Annotated in this window: 20 protein-coding genes; 6 read left to right on the top strand and 14 right to left on the bottom strand. The window is 72.5% G+C overall.

Features of this window, described 5'->3' with window-relative positions; all coding sequences use genetic code 11:
• Positions 1–77: 77 nt before the first annotated feature.
• From IO24_RS0126665 to IO24_RS0126645, 5 genes are all read right to left on the bottom strand, one after another.
• Positions 78–3,944: a Pls/PosA family non-ribosomal peptide synthetase gene (locus IO24_RS0126665; RefSeq protein WP_031139726.1), complete on the bottom strand. Its 3,867-nt coding sequence runs from the start codon at positions 3,942–3,944 to the stop codon at positions 78–80.
• Between the two features lie 255 nt (positions 3,945–4,199).
• The gene (locus IO24_RS0126660) at positions 4,200–4,763 is read right to left on the bottom strand and encodes a dihydrofolate reductase family protein (protein ID WP_031139724.1); all 564 of its coding nucleotides are present in this window, start codon (positions 4,761–4,763) and stop codon (positions 4,200–4,202) included.
• Between the two features lie 82 nt (positions 4,764–4,845).
• Positions 4,846–5,724, bottom strand: coding sequence for a rod shape-determining protein (locus IO24_RS0126655; RefSeq protein ID WP_045296557.1), 879 nt, complete (start codon positions 5,722–5,724; stop codon positions 4,846–4,848).
• Positions 5,721–6,095 (bottom strand): TraR/DksA family transcriptional regulator, encoded by a 375-nt coding sequence (locus IO24_RS0126650; protein ID WP_031139719.1) that lies wholly within the window; start codon positions 6,093–6,095, stop codon positions 5,721–5,723. Before IO24_RS0126650 ends, IO24_RS0126655 begins: the two co-directional genes overlap by 4 nt.
• Positions 6,096–6,139: 44 nt before the next feature.
• Positions 6,140–6,451 carry a TraR/DksA C4-type zinc finger protein gene (locus IO24_RS0126645; RefSeq protein ID WP_031139717.1) on the bottom strand — a complete coding sequence of 104 codons (312 nt, stop codon included), beginning with the start codon at positions 6,449–6,451 and terminating at the stop codon, positions 6,140–6,142.
• A 363-nt stretch (positions 6,452–6,814) separates the two neighbouring features.
• Between IO24_RS0126645 and IO24_RS0126640 the strand changes: the two genes are divergently transcribed.
• From IO24_RS0126640 to secD, 4 genes are all read left to right on the top strand, one after another.
• Positions 6,815–7,768 carry a HAMP domain-containing sensor histidine kinase gene (locus tag IO24_RS0126640; protein WP_031139715.1) on the top strand — a complete coding sequence of 318 codons (954 nt, stop codon included), beginning with the start codon at positions 6,815–6,817 and terminating at the stop codon, positions 7,766–7,768.
• Positions 7,769–7,770: 2 nt separating this feature from the next.
• A complete protein-coding gene (locus IO24_RS0126635) occupies positions 7,771–8,451 on the top strand; it encodes a response regulator (RefSeq protein ID WP_031139713.1) in 681 nt (226 codons plus the stop codon).
• 65 nt (positions 8,452–8,516) lie between these two features.
• Positions 8,517–8,939 carry a hypothetical protein gene (locus IO24_RS0126630; protein WP_031139711.1) on the top strand — a complete coding sequence of 141 codons (423 nt, stop codon included), beginning with the start codon at positions 8,517–8,519 and terminating at the stop codon, positions 8,937–8,939.
• Positions 8,940–9,021: 82 nt separating this feature from the next.
• A complete protein-coding gene (gene secD, locus IO24_RS0126625; RefSeq protein ID WP_031139710.1) occupies positions 9,022–11,292 on the top strand; it encodes a protein translocase subunit SecD in 2,271 nt (756 codons plus the stop codon).
• On the opposite strand, the gene IO24_RS0126620 is transcribed toward secD, so the two are convergent.
• From IO24_RS0126620 to IO24_RS0126585, 8 genes are all read right to left on the bottom strand, one after another.
• Positions 11,282–12,526: a glycosyltransferase gene (locus IO24_RS0126620; protein ID WP_031139708.1), complete on the bottom strand. Its 1,245-nt coding sequence runs from the start codon at positions 12,524–12,526 to the stop codon at positions 11,282–11,284. The two genes, secD and IO24_RS0126620, sit on opposite strands and share 11 nt — an antisense overlap.
• A 148-nt stretch (positions 12,527–12,674) precedes the next feature.
• A complete protein-coding gene (locus tag IO24_RS46680) occupies positions 12,675–13,031 on the bottom strand; it encodes a hypothetical protein (RefSeq protein WP_031139706.1) in 357 nt (118 codons plus the stop codon).
• Positions 13,032–13,565: 534 nt separating this feature from the next.
• Positions 13,566–14,573, bottom strand: coding sequence for a trypsin-like serine peptidase (locus IO24_RS0126610; RefSeq protein WP_031139704.1), 1,008 nt, complete (start codon positions 14,571–14,573; stop codon positions 13,566–13,568).
• Between the two features lie 233 nt (positions 14,574–14,806).
• Positions 14,807–15,292 carry an SRPBCC family protein gene (locus IO24_RS0126605; RefSeq protein ID WP_031139703.1) on the bottom strand — a complete coding sequence of 162 codons (486 nt, stop codon included), beginning with the start codon at positions 15,290–15,292 and terminating at the stop codon, positions 14,807–14,809.
• A 134-nt stretch (positions 15,293–15,426) separates the two neighbouring features.
• Positions 15,427–16,056: a flavin reductase family protein gene (locus IO24_RS0126600; protein ID WP_031139700.1), complete on the bottom strand. Its 630-nt coding sequence runs from the start codon at positions 16,054–16,056 to the stop codon at positions 15,427–15,429.
• A gap of 156 nt (positions 16,057–16,212) precedes the next feature.
• A complete protein-coding gene (locus tag IO24_RS0126595; RefSeq protein ID WP_031139698.1) occupies positions 16,213–16,500 on the bottom strand; it encodes a zinc-ribbon domain-containing protein in 288 nt (95 codons plus the stop codon).
• 384 nt (positions 16,501–16,884) lie between these two features.
• Positions 16,885–18,525: a phosphoglucomutase (alpha-D-glucose-1,6-bisphosphate-dependent) gene (gene pgm, locus IO24_RS0126590; protein ID WP_031139696.1), complete on the bottom strand. Its 1,641-nt coding sequence runs from the start codon at positions 18,523–18,525 to the stop codon at positions 16,885–16,887.
• Positions 18,526–18,756: 231 nt separating this feature from the next.
• Positions 18,757–19,185, bottom strand: a complete 429-nt coding sequence (locus tag IO24_RS0126585; protein ID WP_199808863.1) for a hypothetical protein — start codon at positions 19,183–19,185, stop codon at positions 18,757–18,759.
• Positions 19,186–19,323: 138 nt separating this feature from the next.
• Between IO24_RS0126585 and IO24_RS45755 the strand changes: the two genes are divergently transcribed.
• A complete protein-coding gene (locus IO24_RS45755) occupies positions 19,324–19,470 on the top strand; it encodes a hypothetical protein (protein WP_167551640.1) in 147 nt (48 codons plus the stop codon).
• Between the two features lie 112 nt (positions 19,471–19,582).
• Positions 19,583–20,455: an SCO4651 family lipoprotein gene (locus IO24_RS0126575; RefSeq protein ID WP_031139692.1), complete on the top strand. Its 873-nt coding sequence runs from the start codon at positions 19,583–19,585 to the stop codon at positions 20,453–20,455.
• A 7-nt stretch (positions 20,456–20,462) separates the two neighbouring features.
• On the opposite strand, the gene IO24_RS0126570 is transcribed toward IO24_RS0126575, so the two are convergent.
• Complete coding sequence (locus IO24_RS0126570; RefSeq protein ID WP_031139690.1) at positions 20,463–21,413, bottom strand: DUF1731 domain-containing protein; 951 nt, start codon at positions 21,411–21,413, stop codon at positions 20,463–20,465.
• Positions 21,414–21,420 lie beyond the last annotated feature (7 nt).

Below are 21,420 nucleotides of genomic sequence, written 5' to 3'. Positions count from 1 at the left end.
TGCCGTCTTTTCTCCCTGCGCTGCGCTGCTGACCCTGCGTGCCGGTCCGTCGCCCTCCGGCTCCGGGTCGCCCGCCCTCAGGGGCGCCATGCCTCGATCGGGTTGCCGAGCCAGCGGGTGTCGTCGGGGACGCACTCCGCGGCCATGACGAGCGAGGCGGGACCCAGCGTCGTGCGGGCCCCGATCGTGCTGCCGGGCAGGACGATCCCGCCAGGGCCCAGCGTCGCGCCCTCACGGAGGACCACAGTATCCGTCCGCAAGATCCGGTCGTGGAAGAGGTGCGTCTGAAGGACACAGCCCCGGTTCACGGTGGCGGCGTCCTGGAGCGTCACCAGATCGGTCTCGGGCAGCCAGTAGCTCTCCACCCACACGCCCCTGCCGATCCGTGCGCCCAGACCGCGCAGCCATGCCGTCATCACGGGTGTGCCCGGCACCGCGCCCGCGAGCCACGGCACGGCGAGCACCTCGACGAAGGTGTCCGCGAGCTCGTTGCGCCATACGAAGGAGGACCACAGCGGATGCTCCCCGCTGCGGTGCCGCCCCACGAGCACCCACTTGGCGACGATCGACACCAGGGCCGCGCACCCTCCCGCCGCGAGCAGTACGAGCCCCGACAGCAGCGGCGCCCAGGCCCCCAGGGCACACAGTGCGGCGATCGTCAGCACCGCAAGACCCGCCGAGCAGAACACCGGCAGGATCCGGCACAGCTCCACCAGACCGCGCGCCCACAGCAGCCGGGCCGGCGGTTCGTACGTACGGCTCTGGTCGCCGTCGGCGGCGGCCCGCGGCAGCTTGACCGGCGGCAGCCCCAGATAGGACGTGTGTTTCTTGGCCTTCTTGGGTGTCGCCGACAGCACGCCGACCAGCCCGCCGTCCGGCACGCTCCGCCCCGGCGCCGTCATCCCCGAATTCCCGAGGAAGGCCCGCCGGCCGATCTCGGCCCGCCCGATCCGCATCCAGCCACCGCCGAGCTCGTACGGCGCGGTCAGGGTGTCGTCGGCCAGGAACGCGCCCTCGCCGACCGTCGTCAGGCTGGGCAGTGCCAGCACGGTCGACACCTCGGCGCCGCGCCCGATCCGCATGCCGAGCAGCCGCAGCCACACCGGCGTGACCAGTCCGGCGTACAGCGGGAACAGCGTCTCCCGCGAGCGGTCCATCAGCTGCGTGACCGTCCAGGCCTGCCATCCGATGCGGCTGTGTGTCGGGTGCGTTCCCTCACGCAGCCCCAGGCTCAGCAGCCGTACGGCGATCAGCAGCAGCACCGCGTACGTCAGTCCATAGGTGAGCGTCGCCGGGACGACGGCCAGGACCGCGCCCGGGAGGACCGAGCCCGGCGTGACGAAGACCCCGGCCACGAGAAGCGCGGCCAGCCCCGCCAGCACCGGGAGGGCGGTCAGCGCAAGACCGGTGAGGCCGTACAGCACGCTCCAGTACGTCCCGCGCCGCGGCCGTTCCCCGGGCCAGTTGCGCTTGGCCTTGCCCAGCTTGACCGCGGGCGCGCCCGCCCACCGCTGGCCGGTGGGAATCTGCCCGGCGACCGCGGAACCGGGCGCCACCTCGGCCCGCTTGCCCACCCGGGCGCCGGGGAAGAGCACGCTGCGGGTGCCGACGACGGCGTGGGCGCCCACCTTGACCGTGCCGATCTCCAGCCGGTCGCCGTCCAGCCAGTAGCCGGACAGGTCCACCTCGGACTCCACGGCAGCGCCCCGCCCCAGCTTGAGCATGCCGGTGACCGGCGGCAGCGAGTGCAGGTCGACGTCCGGGCCGACCTTGGCGCCGAGCGCTCGCGCGTACCGCTCCAGCCACGACCCTGTCAGCGACGTCGCCCCGCTGAACTCGGCCAGCCGCTCGGCGGTCCACAGGCGCAGATGTACGCCGCCCCCGCGTGCGTACCGGCCGGGCTTCACGCCGCGGAGCAGCAGTCGTGCGCCGCCGGCGGCCAGGGCGAGCCGCCCCGGCGGGCTGAACAGGGCGACGGCGGCGACCGCGAGGAGCCACCAGGGGGCCGTGGGCAGCCACGCGTAGGCGGGCAGCAGATTCCCGAGAGCGGCCAGTGCCACGGTCCAGCGCAGGCCGAGGAGAGTGAACAACGGGGCGAGGAGCAGCAGTTGGATCACCTGGGCGCGCCTCGGCACCGGGGCGATCGTGCGCCGGGCCTCTTCGTCCCGCACCGACTTCTCGAGCCGGCGGGCCAGCTTGCGCAGCACCGGCTGCTGGTAGAGGTCGAGGACGGCCGCGCTCGGGTAGCGGGCGCGCAGCCGGGTGGTGAGCTGGGCGGCGGACAGGCTGCCGCCGCCGATCGCGAAGAAGTCGTCGCAGGCGCCGGTGACCGGGATGCCGAGCACTTCGGTCCACTGCTCGGCGAGCCAGGCCTCGGTGCCGTAGAGCTGCTCCGTGGGGCCGTCCGTCGCCAGGTCCGTCAGCGGCCAGGGCAGCGCGTCCCGGTCGACCTTGCCCGACGTCCGGGTCGGCAGCTCCTCGACCGGCGCGAGCAACGGCACGAGCGCGGCGGGCAGTTCGGCCCGCAGCTTCTCGACGGCGAGAGCGTGGTCCCACCCGTCCTGGGTGACGACGTACCCGACGAGGAGCTGATTGCCGCTGCGAGCGGTCCGCACGGCGGCCGCGGCTCCGGCGACCCCGGGCAGGCCCTGGAGCGCGGCGTCGACCTCACCGAGCTCGATCCGCCGTCCGCCGAGCTTGATCTGCTCGTCGGCCCGCCCGAGGAAGACCAGCCCCTCGGGCTCCGCCTTGACGAGGTCGCCGCTGCGGTACGCCCGCTCCCACCCCAGGGACTGAAGGGGCGCGTACTTCTCCGCGTCCTTCTCCGGGTCGAGATACCGGGCCAGCCCGACCCCTCCGATGACGAGCTGCCCGCTGCCGCCCATGGGGACGGGCTCGCCGGCCTCGTCGACGACGGCGAGTTCCCAGCCGTCCAGGGGCAGCCCGATCCGGATCGGCTCCTGACCGCTCATCAGCGAGGCGCAGGCCACCACGGTCGCCTCGGTCGGCCCGTACGTGTTCCAGACCTCGCGCCCCTCGGTCACCAGCCGCTGGGCCAGCTCGGGCGGGCAGGCCTCACCGCCGAAGATCAGCAGCCGTACGTCGTCGAGGGTCTCCGGCTCCCACAGCGCGGCGAGCGTGGGCACCGTCGACACGACGGTGATCTCCTGCTCGACCAGCCAGGGCCCGAGATCGGCGCCGCTCCTGACCTGAGAACGCGGCACCGGCACCAGGCAGGCACCGGTACGCCATGCCAGCCACATCTCCTCGCAGGAGGCGTCGAACGCCACCGACAGGCCCGCCATGACCCGGTCCCCCGGCCCGAGCGGCTCCTCGGTCGAGAACAGCGTGGCCTCGGCGTCCACGAACGCGGCGGCACTGCGGTGTGAGACGGCGACGCCCTTGGGCTTCCCGGTGGAGCCGGAGGTGAAGATGATCCACGCGTCGTGCCCGGTGCCGGGGCGTGCGGCGGGGGTCTCGCCGGCGCCGTGCACGGTGATCTCGTGCCCGGCTGTGATGACGGCCCGTACGTCCGCCTCCCCGAACACCAACTCGGCCCGCTCGTCGGGGTCCTCGGCGTCGACGGGGACGTACGCGGCACCGGCCGCGAGCACGGCGAGGATCGCGGTGTAGAGGTCGTTGGTGCCGGACGGGACCCGGACCCCCACCCGGTCCCCGAGCCCGACTCCGGCGGAGGCGAGCCGCCGTCGCAGCCGCTCCGCCTCCGCGGCCAGCGCGCGGTAGGTGAGACTGCTCGTGCCGTCGTCGAGGGCGGGCTCGTCGGGATACGACCGCACGGACGCCTCGAACACGTCGACGAGCGTGCGCGGCGAGGCCGCCGGGCGCCCCGAGAAGCGGGCCGCGTCCCCGAACTCCTGCTGGATCTGCGCGCCGAGCTCTTCGCCGAGCAGGCCGAGAGCGTCGCCCTCCTGTATGGCTGCCATCCGGTCCTCGCGTCTCGATCCCGGATGACTCCGGGGCGCTGGCGGGCCCGCAGGTGTGCCTGGGGTTGTCCGGGTCCAGCTCGGTGACAAGCCGGAAATCCTAGTACGAGGCTAGATTTGGGCGCTTCGGTACACCAGGTGGAGCGGCCGTTCGGGGGCGAACAGGGCCGGCGGCACCGCCGCCGACCTGGGGATCTTCCGGCGAGCGAGATTTCCCCCACAGAGGCTGCCGCTGGGGAGGTGAGGGCTGACCCTTCAGCGCGTCACGCGGTAACGGAGGTAGACGACTCCCGAGCCGAAGGGGCGGGTCTCGACGAGTTCGAGATCCACCCGGCGCTCGCTTCGGGGAAAGAACGGAATGCCACCGCCGACCAGCACCGGGTAGACCACGGCCCGGTACTCGTCGATCAGGCCCGCCGCCGCCACCTCGGCGGCGAGAGTCGCGCCGCCGATCGCGATGTCCCCCTCCCCCGGCTCGGCACGCAGCCGCTCGATCTCCTCCGCCGGGCCGCCCGAGGCCAGGCGGGCATGGCCCCGCACCGCCGACAGCGTCGTGGAGAACACCACCTTCGGGAGCGGATTCCAGAGCGCGGCCCACTCGAGCATCGAGTCGTCGAATGAGGCATTCTGGTCGGCGGCCTCCCAATAGAGCATCGTCTCGTACAGCCGTCGCCCCAGCAGGTGGACACCGACCTCGCGAATCTCGTCGATCCAGAAGCGGAAGACCTCCTCGTCGGGCGCCGTCCAGTCGAACTCGCCGTCGGGCCCGACGATGTAGCCGTCAAGGGAGACGTTCATCGAATAGGTCACGCTGCGCATCAGGAGTCCTCCTCGGCAACGAGTTCGACAGGACAGGGCGCACATGATGGATCGAGGGTATGACCTGTTCAGCGGCCCCTGTTTACCACGAACCCGGCCGCTTCCAGATGAAGAGCCGACCGGGTGAGCGTGGCGTTGTCCGAGGAGGGGCGGCCGGCGGGAGGGCTGCGGAGGCCGAGGGGTGGGTGTGGGCGGCGTGCAGGAATCTGGCGGCGCCGCGGACGGCCGCGGTGTGCGGGGCCGGGACGATCCGCGGCGGTGCTCTCAGGCGAGCCGTGAGGGGAGAGGTGATCTCGGGACGCAGGGCTCCGCCACCGGCCAGGAGGATGCCGCGCCGCAGGGCACCGGCGGTGAGCGGGGCGCGGTCGTGGCGGCGGATCGCGGTCAGCATCGCGAGCACCGCGTCGACGATCTGTTCGGGCGCGGTCGTCTCATCGAGATCGCCGGTGCCCACGGCCGTACGGTGCGCGTCGGTGACGGCGCCGTCGCACAGCAGCACCACCTCGGTGAGGTGGGCGCCGATGTCCACCACGATCAGCGGCCGGGACATGTCCGCGTCCGCGGCCAGGGCGATGCTCCGGGCACTGGGGACGGTCAGGACGCTGCGCGGCCGCAGCACCTGAACGGCGGCCCGCGCCCGGGTGCGGTAGGCGATGCCGTCCAGGACGGGCGTGGCGACGATGACCATGGGGCGGGTGAGAAGGGGCAGCCGGTCGCCGAGCAGGCGTTGCAGCATCCGGGAACACCCCGGGGTGTCGATGATGGTGCCGCGCTGGACGGGGTGGACCGCGCCGGCCCCGGAGAAGGTGACCGTGGGCACGTCGACGACCGTGCCCTGGCCGGCGAGCCAGACGCGGGTGCGGGCGCTGCCCATGTCCAGGGCGATGCCGCAGCAGCGCCGGCACATGGGCCACGGCCGGTGCCGGGCCGCATCGCCCGGCAGGTCCCGGGTCCCGGTCATGGCCGTGCCTCCTTGACCTGCTGGCAGCGGGCGCAGTAGCGGGCCTGCGGCACGATCATGAGCCGTTCCCGCTGGACCGGGCGCCGGCACAGGTGGCAGGTGCCGTACGAGCCCTCGTTCATGCGGATGAGGGCTGCTTCGACGTCGGCGAGGACCATGCGGGCGGAGGCGGCGAGTTTGACGCGGACCTCGATCTGCGCGGCGGCCCGCTGCCGGAGCCGGTCCTCGGTCCGGGAGGTGACCGGTCCGGCGAGCAGGCGCAGTTGCTCCTGGCGGAACAGGCGCTGTTCGTGGAGGTTCTCGCGCAGCGCCGCGAGGTCCTCGGCCGACAGGTGCGTCGTGCTCTCGTCGATGATCTGGTGGTTCACCACGTCACCCCTTTGCGGCAGGGCGTAGGAGGTCGGTACGGGCGGGGTCAGGCCACGCGGCGCCGGCAGGCGACGCAGTGGCCGGTGTAGGGCAGGATCTCGAGCCGTTCCGCGGGGACGGGCTTCCCGCAGCCCACGCACAGTCCGTAGGTGCCCTCGTCGATGCGGGTGAAGGCTTCCTCGATCTCTTCGAGGACCCGCTCCATCGCGGTCTTCTGCGCGGACAGCAGATGATCGTCCGGGCTGCGCTCGGTCTCGTCGAGGGCGCGCAGCTGCGCCAGCCGCGACGTGCGGGCATGTTCCAGGCGCCGGCAGGCCTCGTGCGGGTGGGGCTCGGCCCGGGTGACATCGAGCGACATGGTCGGTCCCCTTCTCGGCGGCATACGGCAGATGCGCGGGTCGGTCCCGCGCGGCGGGCGGCCCCGGCGACGTTGCCGGGGCCGCCCGTCCGCTGCCGGGTGGTCGTGTGTGCTCCACCCTGGTCCGGCCCGCGGCGGATACCTATCGGGCGCGGGCCCCATTTCCACCGGGGCGGGGGACCCATGCGGCCGCGCCATGGGTGGTGCGTGCCCGGGGAAATGGGGGTTGGCTCCCATGGACGGGACACGCGGGAAGGGGCAGCCTGGCCGCAGGCTTGCTCAAGCGCCCGCGAACGCGGTGGGCTCCGCGATGCCCGACAGTGGAGGTGAGACCGAGTTCGTGGAAGGGGAGGCGCAGGGGCGGTGTCGTTGTTCTGGCGGATCTTCGCACTCAACGCCGTGGTGCTGGGTACGGCCACGGCACTGTTGCTGCTGGCTCCGGTGACCGTCTCCGTGCCGGTGCTGCTGACCGAAGCGGTCATCCTGCTGGGTGGTCTGGGCGTCATGCTCGTCGCGAACGCCGCGCTGCTGCGGCTCGGCCTGGCCCCGCTGGACCGGGTCACCAAGCTGATGACCACCGTGGACCTGCTGCGCCCCGGGCAGCGCCTGCCCGCCTCCGGCCGCGGCGAAGTAGCCGAGCTGATCCGTACGTTCAACGCGATGCTGGAACGGCTGGAGCAGGAGAGGGTGGCCAGCAGCGCCCGGGCCCTGCTGGCCCAGGAGGCGGAACGCCGGCGCATCGCTCAGGAGCTGCACGACGAGGTCGGCCAGAGCATGACCGCGATCCTGCTGGGGCTCAAGCGCTCCGCGGACGACGCACCGGGGCCGCAGCGCGAGGAGTTGCAGGAATTGCAGGAGATCACCCGGGAGAGCCTGGACGAGGTGCGTCGTCTGGTACGCCGGCTGCGGCCCGGGGTCCTGGATGACCTGGGCCTGGTGAGCGCCCTGACCTCGCTCAGCGAGGACTTCGCCACCCATACCAGGCTGCTGGTGACGCGCCGCTTCGACGCCGACCTGCCCGCTCTGGCGCCGGAGACGGAGCTGGTCCTCTACCGCGTCGCCCAGGAGTCGCTGACCAACGTCGCCCGCCATGCGGACGCCGAGCGGGTCACCGTCGCCCTGCGCCGCACCGGCGACGGCGTGGTACTGACGGTGACCGACGACGGCAGCGGCATCGAGGCACCCCGCGAAGGCGCCGGCATCCGCGGAATGCGTGAGCGGGCCCTGCTCGTCGGGGGCAGCCTCGAGATCACCCCTGCGCCCCGGGCCGGCACCCGAGTCCAGCTCATCGCGCCCCTTGCAAGGAAGCAGCCCTGACCATGCCCGACACGGCCACTCCCCCGGCGGAATCAAGCACGATCCGCATCCTGCTCGCCGACGACCACGCTCTGGTCCGCCGCGGTGTGCGGCTCATCCTCGACCAGCAACCGGACCTCGAAGTGGTCGCCGAGGCCGGTGACGGGGCCGAGGCCATCGAGCTGGCCCGCACCCACGACGCCGACCTGGCCGTGCTCGACATCGCCATGCCGCGGCTGACCGGTCTGCAGGCCGCCCGCGAACTGGCCGCTCTCAGACCGGGACTGCGGATCCTGATGCTCACCATGCACGACAACGAGCAGTACTTCTTCCAGGCATTGAAGGCCGGCGCGAGCGGGTATGTGCTGAAGTCGGTCGCCGACCGGGATCTGGTCGCCGCCTGCCGGGCCGCGATGCGGGACGAGCCCTTCCTGTATCCCGGCGCGGTGGCCGCCCTGATCCGCAACTACCTTGACCGGGCCCGCCACGGCGAGGAAGCTCCTGACCAGATACTCACCCCCCGCGAGGAGGAGGTCCTCAAACTGGTCGCCGAGGGCCACTCGTCCAAGGAGATCGCCGACCTGCTGTTCATCAGCGTCAAGACCGTCCAGCGTCACCGCGCCAACCTGCTGCAGAAACTCGGTCTGCGCGACCGTCTCGACCTCACCCGCTACGCCATCCGCGCCGGACTGATCGAACCCTGACCCACCGGCCGCCCGCCTCCCGACCGGGAGCGTGCCCGGCCCGACGCCAAGACGAGAGGGGGGCGGTGCACCACACCGCGCGTACAGCGCCTGTCACCAGCACCGCCCGGCCCCGCTCACCCGCCGCCGCGGTGCTGGCAGCCGTCGTGCTGGCCGTACTGGCCACCCTCGGCATCTCCGGCCCGCCGCCCGGCGCGTCATGGGCGGTGGCCGGTGTGACCTCGGCGGCGGACTGCCACCGGCACGACGGGGCGCGCGCCGGCGACGGATGCGACACCGCCCGCGTCGTCCGGGCGGCCACCCGCCTTGAGCAGCACAGCGAGCACCCGGGCCCGCGCGGACACCTCGGCACCTTCGGGCAGAGCGCAGACGCCGCCCCGTGCCGGCTTCCGGGCCTGTACGAGCCTCCGCCCGGCCACGTGCCCTCCTCACAGCCACACGCGGCCCAGGACCAGGGGCGGGCGCCCCCGGTGTTCTCCGGCACCTGACGCCCCGTTCCCCGCACATCCCGACTCGCCCCGCCGCGGCCCACGACGGCCGCTGCCGAGGCATGCCTGCCGGAGGCTCCCGTTGAACCGTTCCCTGCGTGTGAGGGCGCTGCTCGCCCTCACCGTGCTCGCCCTGTCCCTGTTCGTCGCAGTCACCGTGCCCCTCCGGCTCGGACTGGACCTGCGCGGCGGTACGCAGATCGTGCTCGAGACCCGCTCCACCCCCACGGCCGACGCCGACAGCGCGGCCACCGACCGCACCCTGGAGGTGCTGCGCGGCCGCGTCGACGCGCTCGGCGTCGCCGAACCCACCCTGGTGCGCTCCGGCGACCACCGGATCATCGTCGAACTGCCCGGTGTGCAGGACCCGAAGAAGGCCGCCGACGTCCTGGGCCGAACCGCGCAGCTCACCTTCCACCCCGTGCTCGGCACCACGGACGACGGTGCCGGCACCTCCCGGCAGCCGCCGAAACGGCCCGGGGAGCGCCTCCTGCCCGACGAGTCCGGAACGCCACTGCGCCTCGGGTCGGCGTCCCTGACCGGCGAGGACGTCAAGGAGGCCGCCGCCCGGTTCGATCAGCAGGGCGGCGCCGGATGGCACGTCACCGTCGGCTTCGAGGGCGCGGGCCGGGCCGGCTGGGCCCGCCTGACCGGCGAGGCCGCCTGCCAGGCACCCGGCGAACCGGCACGACGCGTCGCCATCGTCCTCGACGACAAGGTCATCTCCTCCCCGCAGGTCGACCCGTCCATCGCCTGCGGGGCCGGCATCCGCGACGGCGCCACCCAGATCACGGGCTCCTTCAGCCCGGAGGAGGCCCGCGAACTCTCCCTGCTCATCAACGGCGGGGCCCTGCCCGTGCCCGTCGAGACCGTCGAGCAGCGCACCGTCGGCCCCACCCTCGGCGCGCAGGCCATCACCGCCAGTGCCTGGGCGGCGGCCATCGGCACGGCCCTGACCTCGCTGTTCATCATCGCCGTCTACCGGCTGCTGGGCGTCCTGGCCGCCCTCGCCCTGGCCTGCTACGGCCTGGTCTCCTACGCCGCCCTGGCCGCCCTCGGAGCCACCCTGACCCTGCCGGGCCTGGCCGGATTCGTCCTGGCCATCGGCATGGCCGTGGACGCCAACGTGCTGGTCTTCGAGCGGGCGCGCGAGGAGTACGCCGGGCGTCGCAGGCCCAGCATCCGCTCGGCGCTCGCGGCCGGCTTCCGCAACGCCTTCAGCGCGATCGCCGATTCCAACATCACCACGCTGATCGCGGCCGCTCTGCTGTTCTTCCTCGCCTCCGGACCCGTGCGCGGCTTCGGCGTGACGCTCGGCATCGGTGTGCTCGCATCCATGTTCAGCGCCCTGGTCGTCAGCCGCGTGCTCGCCGAGCTCGCCGCGAGCCGGCCGGGCGTCCGCCGCCGCCCCCGTCTCACCGGCATCGCCACCACCGGTGCGGTCCGCGACCGCCTCACCCGTCGCAACCCCCTGCTGTTGCGCCGCCCGCGCCGCTGGCTGGCCACCTCCGCGGCCGTGCTCGTGCTGGCCGGCTCAGGCCTCGTGGTGCGCGGCGTCGACCTCGGTGTGGAGTTCACCGGAGGCCGCCTCATCGAATACTCCACCAGCGGCCCCGTCGATCCCGGCCGGGTCCGGACCGCCCTCGCCGACACCGGGTTCCCCCACGCGGTCGTGCAGTCCTCCGGCGACACGGGTCTGACGGTGCGTACCGATCCGCTGACCGACGCCGAAGAGGCGGAGGTCACCGGCGCGCTGCGCGACGTCGCCGGCCGGGCGGACAAGGTCCGCGACGAACTGATCGGCCCCAGCCTCGGCAAGGAACTGCGCCAAGGGGCGCTGATCGCGCTCGCCGTCGCCCTGGGGGCACAGTTCGTCTACCTCGCGGCACGCTTCCGCTGGGTGCTGGGCTCCGCCGCGGTGATCGCCCTCGCCCACGACGTGGTCATGCTCCTCGGGGTCTTCGCCTGGCTGGGCAAGCCCGTGGACGGGGTGTTCCTGGCAGCCCTTCTCACCGTCATCGGCTACTCCGTCAACGACTCCGTCGTCCTCTTCGACCGCGTCAGGGAACTGGAGCGGCGCGGCCCCGGGTCGCCGTTCCCCGGCATCGTGAACCAGGCGATCCTGCAGACCCTGCCCCGCACGGTGAACACGGGCATGGGCGCGGCGTTCATGCTCACCGCCCTCGCGGTGCTGGGCGGTTCCTCACTCACGGACTTCGCCCTGGCGCTTCTCATCGGGCTCGCCGTCGGGACGTACTCCTCGGTGTTCACCGCGGCTCCCGTGGCGATGGGGCTGCACCACCGCCTTCCCCGCGTGAAGCCGTCGCGTCAGGGCAGAGCAGTCACGACGTGAGCCGGTCCAGCGCGGCCAGGATCGGCGCCACACCGTCCTCCTCGGCCAGGCCGCGGGCCAACTCCCGGGCGCGGCCGTGGTGGTGAGGGTCGCCCGTGGCGCGACGCAGGGCGGGGGCCAGCGCCCCCGCGGTGAGGCGCCGCAGAGGGACGGCGCACGGGGCCGTCCCCAGGGCGACCAGGCGCGCGGCCCAGAAACCGCCGTCGAACTGCACCGGCACCGGAATCGTGGGGGTGCCCGCGCGCAGCACGGCGGCGGTGGTGCCGGCTCCGGCATGGTGGACGACGGCGGCCGTGCGGGGGAACAGCAGGGCATGCGGCACGTCGCCCACGGTGATCACGTCATCGTCGTCGCGAGCGGCGAGGCCCGCCCAGCCCTGCTGGATGATGCCGCGCAGCCCTGCCGCCCGCAGCGCACGCACGATCTCGGCGCTGAGGTGCCCGGGGTCCGGCACCGTCGCACTGCCCAGGCCGACGAACACCGGCGGGGGTCCGGCGGCCAGGAAATCCTCCAGCTCACCGGGCAGCGTACGGGTGTCGTGCGGCCACCAGTAGCCGGCGATCTCCAGCCCGGGGCGCCAGTCCTTCGGACGGGGCACCACCCGTTCGCTGAATCCGTGCAGCACGGGCCAGCGGGCTCGTTCGTGGGCCCGGCGGCCGGCGGAGGGGCCGCGCAGCGTCATGCCGTGCCGGGTGCGCAGCCGGTGCACGGCCTGCGTGAAGATTCGGTCGACTGCGGAGGTGACGGCCCGTCCGCCCAGGTGGTTGCCCACCGTGCCGAGCGAGCGTCCGCCGAGCATGGGCGCGCCGAACTCGCGCGTCGGGTGCTGGGGTTGGAGGAACAGGCCGAGGCTGGGCAGATCGAGTCCCTCTGCGATGGCGCGGCCCAGCGGTGCCACGGCTCCGGCGGCCAGGACGACGTCCGCGCCATGGGCCGCCTGGACCAGGGCGTCGGTCATCTCCTCGGCCGCGGCCCGGGCCATCGACGCCACACGCAGCAGCTTGCCGAGGCCCGTGGTGCTGGCGTGCAGGTCGCGGCCGCGGTCGGAGTGGGACACGGCATACGGGTCGACCGGGGTCGGATGGAAACGCACCCCCGAACCGGCTGTCAGCGGTTCGAACAGGGCGTGGGTGGCCAGCGTGACCTCGTGCCCGCTCCGCACCAGCCCCGCGCCCAGCCCGGTGAAGGGCGCGACGTCGCCGCGCGATCCAGCCGTCATGATCACCACACGCATGGGTCCAGTGTGGACCGGCCGGGCGGGGGGCACGCGGTGTATGACCGCACGTGGACGAAAATCGCCGGTGTGGGTGTTCTCCGGCCGGTTCCGTTCACGGCGGGCCGGTGTCGGGTGTGCCGAGGAGGCGGGTGGCGGCCTGGCGCAGTCATGGGGAGACGTCCTCGGTGAGGGCGGTCAGCCGGCGGCGGGCGTTGTCCGTCTCGTCCGGTGGGAGCGTGCCCGTGGCGTCCGCCCAGCGCTGGAGTCCGAGGACGGCTTCGTAGCGGGCCGGTTCGTGTGGGTCGTCGAGGCTCCGCAGGAAGCGCCGCAGGTCGTGGCGGGTGTGCTCGTCGGCCGGGTGGTCGCCGTCGAGCAGGGACAGCGCGGCGGCCAGGACCTCGCCGGACGCGGAGCAGTTCCGCCTGTACGGCCGGGTCCTCTCCGCAGGTGTACAGCAGGGTCCGGGCCCGTCCCCACACGGCGTAGTGCGGGTCGCCGAGCAGGGCGGCCAGGGCGGTGGCATCCCCGGGCACGCCCAGGGCCGCCAGCCCGTCCAGGGCGTTGATCCGGACGTGGTGATCCGGGTCGGACAGCAACCGGGCGAAGGCCCCGGTGACCGTCCGTGGAGTCCCAGTCGGGTCGCGGCGATCGAGGCCCTGCGCCGTACGTTCGGATCAGCGTCGCCCATCAGCGGGGGCAGCACCTCTTCGCCGGCCTCGGGGATGGCGAGCCGGCCCGTGGGCGGCGGCCGCGCGCACGCAGGGGGCGGGGTCGTCGGCCGCTTCGGCGAGTACGCGGGCGTGCTCGGCCCGGCCGGCCCTCCCCAGTCCCTTCAGCGCCGCGGCGCGCCGCTCCGGGTCCGGCTGCGCCGACTCCCGCAGGAAGAAGGCGATGTGATGGTCCGCCCCCATGGCCACCCCCGGAGAGGTAGACCGCCGGGGGACGCGAAGGTTGCCCGCGTCCGGGGGTTGCGCACGTCGCGTCACCGAACGGACCGGGAGCCGGGTCCTCAGCCACGGCGTGGTGGTGGAGGACCCGGCTCCCGGTCGGGGGGTGTTCAGGACGACTGGGCGCTCTGGTACAGGTTCTGGGCGTCCGCGCCGAAGTACGGGCCGTACATGGCGTTCGGCAGGAAGTTGTACTTGAAGCTGTTCACCGAGGACTGCAGGCCGGTCCCGGTGGCCTCGCTGAACTGGGTGAACCAGGGTCCTCCGCTGGAGCCGCCGGTCATGTTGCAGGTCAGACCGTGGTCCTTGGACAGCAGGAAGTCGCGGGTGGTGGTGCCGCTGCAGTAGATGAACTGCTCACCGTCGTACGGCGCCGCGGCCGGGAAGCCGAAGGAGTACATGGCCTTGTTGTAGCCGGTGTTGAAGGCCAGACCCTGGCCGCCGACGACGTCGGTCAGCTTCTTCCCGTCCAGCGGGGCGACGACGGCGGCGCCGATGTCGTAGTTGATGTCCTCACTGGCCGTCCACTGCGGCGTGGACAGGGTCTTGGACGCGGTCCAGGTGCCGTACGGGCGCTGCCCGTCGTGGTAGCCGGGCACGAAGACCCAGTTGGTGTGCCAGGCGCCCTCCATCTTCACACAGTGGCCCGCGGTGATCACGGTGCTCTTGTTGGCGCTGGTGACGGCGTTGCCGGAGCAGGAGGCGGTGCGGCCCTGGTAGCTGAAGAACACCCGTCCCGCGGTCTTGGCCACCGCTCCCCCGCCGGACCAGGGTCCGCCGCCGTGCGGGAAGGCCAGGGGGCCCACGGCGGAGGCGGGCGCGCTGGGGGCCACGACCGTTGCCTTGCCCTCGCGGGGTGCCGGCGACCGTACGTCGGAACGGTCAATGGTGAGGAGGTCCAGCGGGGTGGCCTCGCGCATCCGCTGCGGGGTCCAGAAGGCCAGGGCGCGTTCCTGCGCCGAGAGGGTCATCACACCGGGGTCGGGTGCGGCGCTCGCCGGTGCGGCGGTGACGCCGGTCGCCAGGAGCGCGGCGACGCCGGCGAGCGCGCCGAGGACGGAGCGGCGGACGCGGGTGCTGCCGCCGGACGAGCGAGGGCTGCGGGGTCGGCCTATCACGCGGTCTCCTTCTGCTGTGAGGGCCGGGCGGCGGGAAGCCGGTCCACCCGGTCAGGCAGGGGTGTCACTGCGGACGGTCAGGGGGCAGCGTGCCACCAGGAGGCCGATATGGACAGGTGCATGTCATGACGTTGGCCGAAACTTCACGCCCTCATCGATCGAAGCGGGTCATGCGGGCACGGAAGAACCCGGCCTCACCGTGGAGGCCGGGTTCGGAGAGTGCGCGGCTGGTGTCAGAGGATGGGGCCGGAGCCGCTGAGGCCGCCCGGCTGAACGCGGCCGCGCCATGCGCCGGATTCGATTCCGCGCTCTTCGATGTACTGCTTGAAGCGCCTCATGTCGCCCTTTACCCGGCGGTCGATCGTGCCCATCATGTCCCCGGCCTTCTCCACTGCTCCGCTGGGCTCGACTTCCAGCACGAGCTCCACCCTGGTGTGGGTGTCGTCCAGGCGCTCGAAGCGGACGGAGCCCCTCTGGTGGGTGTCTCCGCTGGTCGTGCGCCACGTGACCCGCTCGTCGGCCAGCTGGTCGACGATCTCGGTGTCGAACTCGCGCTTTACCCCGGCGATCTTGGTGGTCCAGTGGTTGTGGCGGTCGTCCAGTTGCCTGACCTCCTCGACGCCCTCCATGAAGTTCGGGAACTCCTCGAACTGCGTCCACTGGTTGTAGGCGGTGTGGACGGGGACGTCGACTTCCACGGTTTCCCTGATGGTGCTCATCTGAATGCCTCCGTATTCACCGATCGACTGCAGGAGGCCCATCGGCCCACACAGGTCCGGGCCCGCGAAGGCCGGGTACCCGAGATGCTCCGGTTGCCACATCGGAATGCGATCAGTGCCCGCGCGGGTACCGCTCAGGCCGCGGGGGCGGCGGCCCCCGCCGTTTCCGAGCGGAAGCCGTGGCCGAGCTCGGGGGCCAGGCCGTGGTAGTGGCGGAAGTTGTAGATGAGCGGGCTCCAGAGGGCGGGGTCGATGTGCTGGGTGCCGGGCACGACGATCCGCTCGGCGGCGTGGACGCGCAAGACCTCGCACTCGACACTGACGAAGAGACCCGCTCCGCCCGATGTCAGCGCGCGGACCCGGGCCTCCAACTGCAGGGCACACTCGGCGACTCGCGGCGGCTTCACGAGGTCGGCGGCGGCCGGGGTGAGCCCGGCCGCGGCGAATTTGTCCCGCTCATGCCGGTAGACGGGCCGTTTGGCCTCCGGCACCGGGTCGGCTCCGGTGAGCGGTGCGAGGCGTTCCACGTGTTCCCACAGCTCCGGCGAAGCGACGTTGACCACGAGCTCCGGGCGCTCCGCGAGATTGCGCACGGTCTGGCTCTCGCCGCCCAGACCGAGGACGAGGTGCTGCCCCAAGGACCACGCGGAGGAGATCGGGGCGAGATTGGCGGTGCCGTCGGCGTTCTCCGTGGTCAGCAGGACCACGGGCGTGCCGAAATAGAGGATGCTCGGCTGGATCACGAGGTGGGTGTCGGTCGTCATGGCTCAGGACGCTACGGGCGGGACGCTTCGACGCCCGCCGAAGTGCCGACCGCGGGCATGGGCCGGCGGCCGGCATCGAGGCGCGTCCCGGAGCGGTCAGACCTGGAGGGCGTCGCTCCTTCTTCCACGGAGATCCGTCAGAAGCCCCCTGGGACGTCAGAACCGGTCGTGCTGCTGCGGCTGCCCCTGTGCCTGGCCGCTCGGGCCGTTCGTGCTCTGGGTCTGCAGCTGCTTCGCCTGCTCCTCGGTCACCTTCTGTTCCGCGCCGCAGAAGGTGCACTGAGTCAGGTACTTCGTCGAGATCGGGAACAGTGGCACGAAGAACAGGGTGAACTTCGTGACGCGCTTCCTGAGCGTGTGAGCGGCGGGGTTTCCGCACTGGCCGCACACCAGCGTCAGTATCGCCAGCTGGTACAGGTATCCCTTGGTGCCGAAGATGATCACGTGTCGGTCCTTCCCGGTCGGATCTTCACCCAGTGTCCTGTATCGCGGGCACACCGGGTGTGTGAGCCCCCTCGTTCGTGTGGGGAGCCCGGCGGGGGCTGGTCCAGTCGGATAACGGTGGGGCCGGGTGTCTCGCGGGGCGCCGGTACGGTTCCGCGGTGACCACGATCTCACCCGAAACGCAGTCCGTGCCCGCCGACGGCCTGGGTTCCGTGGCCGCAGGGCGCCGAGCCCGGTGACGTCGAGACGCTCGCCGCCTTCATCTCCGACGAGACACGATGGCCTCGGCGGCACATGTCGTTCTGCCCGCCCGCAGCCTGCGCAACCGGGGCACGCCACAGCCCGGGCCACCTGAGGGCGGCCCGGGCTGTGGTGTGCTCGGGGTCAGCCGGACAGGGCCGCCAGCACCACGGACTTGGCCTCCTCCTGGACCCGGCCGAGGTGGTCGGGACCGAGGAACGACTCGGCGTAGATCTTGTATACGTCCTCGGTGCCCGAGGGCCGGGCCGCGAACCAGGCGTTGTCCGTGGTCACCTTGATGCCGCCGATGGCCGCGCCGTTACCGGGGGCCTCGGTGAGCACCGCGGTGACCGCGTCGCCGGCCAGAATGTCGGCACTGACCTGGGCCGGGGAGAGTTTGGCGAGCAGGGCCTTCTGCTCGCGGGACGCGGGGGCGTCGATGCGCGCGTACGCCGGTTCGCCGAAGCGGGCGGTCAGCGCCGCGTAGTGCTCGGAGGGGGTCTTTCCTGTGACCGCCGTGATCTCGGAGGCGAGCAGCGCGAGCAGGATGCCGTCCTTGTCGGTGGTCCAGACGGAACCGTCCCTGCGCAGGAAGGACGCCCCGGCCGACTCCTCCCCACCGAAGCCGATGGTGCCGCCCGCCAGGCCGTCCACGAACCACTTGAAGCCGACGGGCACCTCGACCAGCTCGCGCCCCAGGTCGGCGGCGACCCGGTCGATCATGGCGGAGGAGACCAGGGTCTTGCCGATGCCGGTGGTGGCCGGCCAGCGGTCGCGGTGGGCGTAGAGGTAGGAGATGGCGACGGCCAGGTAGTGGTTGGGGTTCATGAGGCCGGCGTCCGGAGTGACGATGCCGTGCCGGTCGGCGTCGGCGTCGTTGCCGGTGGCGATCTGGAAGCGGTCGCGCTGCTCGATGAGCGAGGCCATCGCGTACGGCGACGAGCAGTCCATGCGGATCTTGCCGTCCCAGTCCAGCGTCATGAACCGCCAGGTGGGGTCGGTCTGCGGGTTGACCACGGTGAGGTCGAGGCCGTGCTGTTCGGCGATGCGGCCCCAGTAGGCGACCGACGCTCCGCCGAGCGGGTCGGCTCCGATACGGACGCCGGCCGCGCGGATCGCGTCCAGGTCGAGCACGCCGGGCAGGTCGGCGACGTAGGTGCCGAGGAAGTCGTAGCGGCCGGTGGTGGGGGCTGCGAGGGCGCGGGCGTGGGGGACACGCCGTACGTCCTTCAGGCCGCCCCGGATGATCTCGTTCGCCCGGTCCTGGATCCAGGAGGTCGCGTCGGAGGCGGCGGGGCCTCCGCTGGGCGGGTTGTACTTGAATCCGCCGTCGGCGGGCGGGTTGTGGGAGGGCGTGACGACGACGCCGTCCGCGAGGCCGGTGGTGCGGCCCCGGTTGTGGGTGAGGATGGCGTGCGAGACGGCCGGGGTGGGGGTGTAGCCGTCCGCGTCGTCGATCAGTACGGTCACCTCGTTGGCGGCGAACACCTCCAGGGCGGTGACGCGCGCGGGCTCCGACAGGGCGTGCGTGTCGGCGCCGAGGAAGAGGGGGCCGTCGATGCCCTGGCCGGCGCGGTACTCGCAGATGGCCTGGCTGGTCGCGGCGATGTGGTCGTCGTTGAACGCGGCCGCCAGTGACGATCCGCGGTGTCCGGAGGTCCCGAACGTGACGCGCTGCCCCGGGTCGTCCAGGTCGGGACGGAGCGCGTAGTACGCGGTGACCAGCCGAGCGACGTCGACGAGATCCTCGGGTCCGGCCGGACTTCCCGCTCGCTCGTGCTGCATGGGCCCGCTCCTCCGCATGGGTTGATCCTTCGCTTGCGGTCTCATCCTTCCTCGTCACAGCGGTGGCGCGCGAGGGGGGCACCCCGGTGAGGGACGGATGTGCGCCAGACCACGCGAGAGGGGGAGCGGCGCCGGGCACGAGGAGGCGGCGCTACGGACCGCCGGGACATCCGGTGGCCCGTAGCGCCGCCCGCTCCCCTCGTGCCGGCACGTTCATCGCGCCGGCCGTGCTCAGATCCGCCCGCCGGTGAGCCGGGTGAGGGGGCCGTGCGCGCCGCGTTCCGTGCGGCGTCCGACAGCGTAGGAAGCCGCACTCAGGGCGGTCAGGCCCGCTCCGACGCCCGCGGCCACGAGCTTGCGGTGGGCGATGACCGTCCAGGCCGTCTTCGCGGTGGTGGCGACGTGGCCGGAGGCCGTGACGACCGCCTGGCGGCCCGCCTCGACGCCCTTGGCCGCCGTCTGCGCGGCCGCCTTCGCCGTCTCGGCGGAGCGCGCCGCGCCGGACTTGGCGGCTGACGCCGCCTCACCGGCCTTGCCCGCGGCGCCCTTCGCCGCCTGGGACGCCGGCGCGGTGGCCTTGTCCGCCGTGCTGCGGGCCTTGGACTCGGCGGTCCGTACGGTGGTCGGCTTCTGATTCGTGCGCTTGTTCTCTTCAGTCATGGACACCGACTTGCCTCTGACTCCGGCGGCAAACACATTCGGGCGCGCACCGACCGGGCGGGGGTGTGCCTGAGCACCTCGCCGAGGGGGTAGGCGCACTACAGGCAAGCGACATCACTACTGGAAGGAAGGTGCGTCATGGCCGGAATGCTGGATCGCCTCAAGCAGTTCGCCCGGAGTCCTCAGGGGCGGCGGGCCGCGGATCAGGCACGGCGGGCCGCGGCCGACCCCCGCAAGCGGGCCCAGGCCCAGCGTCTGCTCGGCAAGCTCAAGGGCCGCCGCTGACGGAGGTCCCCCATTCCTCCCGGTATCCAACTCCTCGCACACACAGGTGTGTTCATGCCCGGACTGGGCACTTGGGTTCGCACCACACGCACCTGAGAGGGGAGCTGATTCGATGGGCAGGGCGGGAAACGGCAGGCGGGTCTGTGCCTTAGGCGTCGCCGGGGTCCTGGCGGGCACGGTGCTGGTCGTCGGCTGCGGCGACGACTCCGGCGACGGCGCGCGGGGCACCTCGGCGGGGTCGAGCGCCGGCACCCAGGAGCAGGGCACGCAGGCGGTGCGGTCGGCCTACGACAGGACGGCCGAGGAGGACACCGCCAAGGTGAAGCTGCGGGTGCAGACCTCGGCCCAGGGCGCCTCGCAGACCGCGAACGGGCAGGGCGCGGTGGACCTGGACGACGGCGACAGCGTCATGACGCTCACGGTGCAGGGGCAGCAGATCGAGCAACGGGTGATCGACCAGGTCCTCTACCAGAAGCTGCCCAAGGGGCAGACGCCCGGCGGCAAGCCCTGGATCAGGATCGACCTGGGGAAGGTCGCCGCACAGCAGGGCGCGGACGACCGGTCCATGAGTGATCCGGCGCAGTCCGCGGCGTACGCCAAGGCGATCACCGACAAGGACGTGACCAAGAAGGGCACGGCCACGATCGACGGCGTGAAGACCACGCACTACCGCGTCTCCGTCGACGTCGTCGAACTGCCCAATGGCGACACCCTGCGCAAGCAGGTCGGTCCGACCCTGCCGATGGACGTCTGGCTGGACGACGAGGGCCGGATGCGCCGTCAGCAGATCGACATGACCATCAAGACCCCGGAGGCGACGCAGCGGTCCTCGGCCGACGCCTCGTCGGCGCCCGAGAAGGTCACGGTGCGCACGGTCATGGACTTCACCGACTTCGGTACCGAGGTGGAGGCGGACGAGCCGCCGGCCGGGCAGGTCACCGACATGACCGGCAAGGCCCTGGAGCAGGGCAAGAGGCAGAGCTGACCCGAGGTCAGCCGACTGCCGGGCCGCGGAGGCGTCGTACGAGGTCCTCCGCGGCCGTCGGCCATTCGGGGTGACCGAAGGCGAAGCCCGCTTCGAGCAGGCGGCCGGGGACGACCCGGCGGCTCTTGAGCAGCAGTTCGGTGTCCGAGCGCAGGACGAACGCGCCGATCTCCGCCATCCAGCGCGTCGCGGGCAGGCCCACCGGGACGCCCCACGCGGCGCGCAGGTCACGCATGAAGGCGCGCTGCGGCAGGGGCCCTGGAGCGGCGAGATTGACCGGGCCCCCGATGTCGTCCCGGGCGACGAGGAACTCGACCGCCCGGGCGAAGTCCCGGTCGTGGATCCAGGACACGTACTGGGCACCACCGCCCACGGGGCCGCCGAGGCCGAGCCGGGCCATCCGCAGCAGGACGTCGAAGACGCCGCCGCGGTCCGGACTCATCACCATGGCGGCGCGCAGGGCCACCTTCCGGGTGTGCGGGGTGCCGGCCCTTTCCTGCTCCCGCTCCCAGGCCTTGGCGATGTCGACGCTGTACCCCCAGTAGCCGGGGACATCGGGTTCGGTGCCGCCGATCACGCCGGTGGCCTCGTCGTTGGCCGCGACGAAGCGGTGGGCGTACACGGTCGCCGTGCTCATCTGCAGCCAGACCCGGGGCGGCCGGCCCGCCGCGGCGATCGCCTCGCCCACGACCCGGGCGGAGTGGACCCGTGAGTCCATCATCTGCCGGAGGTTGGCGGGCGTGTAGCGGCAGTTCACGCTCCGGCCGGCCAGGTTGACCACGACATCGCTGCCGTCGATCTCGGCCACCCAGGGCCCCGGGGTCGTGCCGTCCCAGTGCACTTCACCGGGCCCGGAGGGGTGCCTGCTGAGCACCACGACCTCATGTCCGGCCGCGCTCAGCGCGCGCTTCAGGACCGTGCCGACCTGTCCGGTGCCACCGGGTATCACGAACTTCATGAAGGTC

The organism is Streptomyces flavovariabilis, from assembly GCF_000725785.1.
Classification (GTDB): Bacteria; Actinomycetota; Actinomycetes; order Streptomycetales; family Streptomycetaceae; genus Streptomyces; species Streptomyces hawaiiensis.
The sequence above is the reverse complement of the archived record's forward strand: the minus strand, read 5'-3'. Positions and strand labels throughout refer to the sequence as shown.

Excerpts from the sequence above, each read along its gene's own strand:
- IO24_RS0126645 (WP_031139717.1), bottom strand. The coding sequence starts at position 6,451 with ATGTCGCTCGATGTCACCCGGGCCGAGCCCCACCCGCACGAGGCCTGC.
- IO24_RS0126665 (WP_031139726.1), bottom strand. The coding sequence starts at position 3,944 with ATGGCAGCCATACAGGAGGGCGACGCTCTCGGCCTGCTCGGCGAAGAG.
- IO24_RS46680 (WP_031139706.1), bottom strand. The coding sequence starts at position 13,031 with ATGCCACCGCCCTGGCCGCCCTGCTCGGCGACCCGCACTACGCCGTGT.
- IO24_RS0126570 (WP_031139690.1), bottom strand. The coding sequence starts at position 21,413 with ATGAAGTTCGTGATACCCGGTGGCACCGGACAGGTCGGCACGGTCCTG.
- IO24_RS0126620 (WP_031139708.1), bottom strand. The coding sequence starts at position 12,526 with ATGCGTGTGGTGATCATGACGGCTGGATCGCGCGGCGACGTCGCGCCC.
- IO24_RS0126575 (WP_031139692.1), top strand. The coding sequence starts at position 19,583 with ATGGGCAGGGCGGGAAACGGCAGGCGGGTCTGTGCCTTAGGCGTCGCC.
- IO24_RS0126585 (WP_199808863.1), bottom strand. The coding sequence starts at position 19,185 with ATGACTGAAGAGAACAAGCGCACGAATCAGAAGCCGACCACCGTACGG.
- IO24_RS0126635 (WP_031139713.1), top strand. The coding sequence starts at position 7,771 with ATGCCCGACACGGCCACTCCCCCGGCGGAATCAAGCACGATCCGCATC.
- pgm (WP_031139696.1), bottom strand. The coding sequence starts at position 18,525 with ATGCAGCACGAGCGAGCGGGAAGTCCGGCCGGACCCGAGGATCTCGTC.
- IO24_RS0126605 (WP_031139703.1), bottom strand. The coding sequence starts at position 15,292 with ATGAGCACCATCAGGGAAACCGTGGAAGTCGACGTCCCCGTCCACACC.
- IO24_RS0126600 (WP_031139700.1), bottom strand. The coding sequence starts at position 16,056 with ATGACGACCGACACCCACCTCGTGATCCAGCCGAGCATCCTCTATTTC.
- IO24_RS0126660 (WP_031139724.1), bottom strand. The coding sequence starts at position 4,763 with ATGCGCAGCGTGACCTATTCGATGAACGTCTCCCTTGACGGCTACATC.
- IO24_RS45755 (WP_167551640.1), top strand. The coding sequence starts at position 19,324 with ATGGCCGGAATGCTGGATCGCCTCAAGCAGTTCGCCCGGAGTCCTCAG.
- IO24_RS0126655 (WP_045296557.1), bottom strand. The coding sequence starts at position 5,724 with ATGACCGGGACCCGGGACCTGCCGGGCGATGCGGCCCGGCACCGGCCG.